This is a genomic window from Caballeronia calidae (genome assembly GCF_900044055.2).
GTDB lineage: Bacteria > Pseudomonadota > Gammaproteobacteria > Burkholderiales > Burkholderiaceae > Caballeronia > Caballeronia calidae.
This window is the reverse complement of sequence record NZ_FCOX02000264.1, coordinates 1-1,519: the sequence shown is the minus strand read 5'-3', so window position 1 is coordinate 1,519 and position 1,519 is coordinate 1. Positions and strand designations below refer to the sequence as shown.

Sequence of the window (1,519 nt, the reverse complement as noted above, 5' to 3'; positions counted from 1 at the left end):
ATTCAGTGGGTCCAGCAGGTCGCGACGCTGAGTCAACAGCTCACGACCCTGAAAAGCCAGCTCCAGACGCAGGAAGCTCAATATCGGTCATTGACGGGCAGCACAGGCATCGGCGGCATGATTCCCGGCGACGCCTCGATGCTGCGCACCAATCTGCCCTCTAACTGGTCGCAGGTCTATGGCGATGTGCTCAACAACGGCAGCTCGGGCTACAACGCGCGCACCACACAAATCGTCAACGCCATCAAGTCGAAGATCGACAGCATGGGGCGAGGCGACGCGCTCGATTACGCCAATAGCCAGCTCGAAACGAAGGGCGCGACCGATCGGGCGATGGGCGAACAGGCCTACAACAACGAGATGGCCGAGCTGAACAACATTCAGTCGCTCACCAGCCAGATCGACGCGACCAGCACGCCCAAGGAGATCGCAGACCTGCAGGCGCGCATCTCAACGGCACGCGGCGCGATTGAGGCCGAACAGGCCAAGCTCAACCTCATGGCGTCGCTGCAGCAGTCGCAGGACAAGATTCTCCAGCAGCAGCAAATCGAAGCGGCGCGCCGCTATGGCATCGGCACGTCATCCGATGACAACACAGCCCCGAATCTCACTCCGTAACTTCCATTACCGGACTGACCAATCATGAAAAAAGCAGCCTTGATGTTCCTGTCGCTCGCAATTCTTTCCGCTTGTGGCAGGGACGCTGACCACCCAGCGCAGACCAAGGATTGGTACGTGCAGCACGACACGGAGCGCCTCGCACGGGTGTCCGAGTGCAATAACGACGCGGCGCAGAAGGTGACGCCTGATTGTCAAAACGCTTTGACTGCACAAGCGCAAGTTGTTGCGTTCGGTAAATAGGAGTAGCCGCCATGGCGACCTATAACGCCACGTCGCAGATCTTCACCTACATGGACACCGTCATCTCTCAGTTCGTGGCAACCAATCTGTCGAACATCATCGGCTTCGCGGCGCCGTTGGTCGCGCTGGGTCTGACGATGGCGTTGATGATTGAAGGATTATTTCTCATGGGCCGACCCAATGGCGAGCCGCTAAGCTCGCTCGTCAATCGGTTCGTGAGATACGCCATCATCATCGGCATCGCGAGTGCGGGCGGCTGGTATCAGACGAAGCTCGCCAACGCCGCGATGCACCTTCCCGACGAACTCGCTTCGGTGTTTATCGTCAACGGTCAATCGGGTGCGAACGCACAGACATCGATCGCGAATTCGATTGATCAGGCGATGGACAACGGGCTAAACGTCGCGAAAAAGGCTTTCGCGAACGCGGGCGTTCTCAGCGGCCCGAATCTCGCGAACTTGGTCCTCGGCGTCACAGTGCTTTTCGTTACGGCGATCATGTGCGGCATCGGCGCTGGCTTGATTTTGATGTCAAAGGTCATGCTCGGCATCACCGTTTGCTTCGGCCCGATCTTCATCTTTCTGTTGCTGTTCGAGAGCACGAAGTCACTGTTCACGAAATGGATCGGGTCGGTCATCAACTACGGCTTGGTAACCGT

At 57.9% G+C, this 1,519-nt stretch carries 3 protein-coding genes; all 3 read left to right on the top strand.

The annotated features are described in order from the left end of the window. On the top strand, positions 1–618 hold a 618-nt coding region (locus AWB78_RS42505), incomplete at its 5' end, for a TrbJ/VirB5 family protein (RefSeq protein ID WP_062613288.1). 24 nt (positions 619–642) lie between these two features. Next, positions 643–861, top strand: coding sequence for an EexN family lipoprotein (locus AWB78_RS42500; RefSeq protein ID WP_062613286.1), 219 nt, complete (start codon positions 643–645; stop codon positions 859–861). Between the two features lie 11 nt (positions 862–872). After that, positions 873–1,519 (top strand): TrbL/VirB6 family protein (locus AWB78_RS42495; RefSeq protein ID WP_198399508.1); only part of this gene is annotated, 647 nt, incomplete at its 3' end.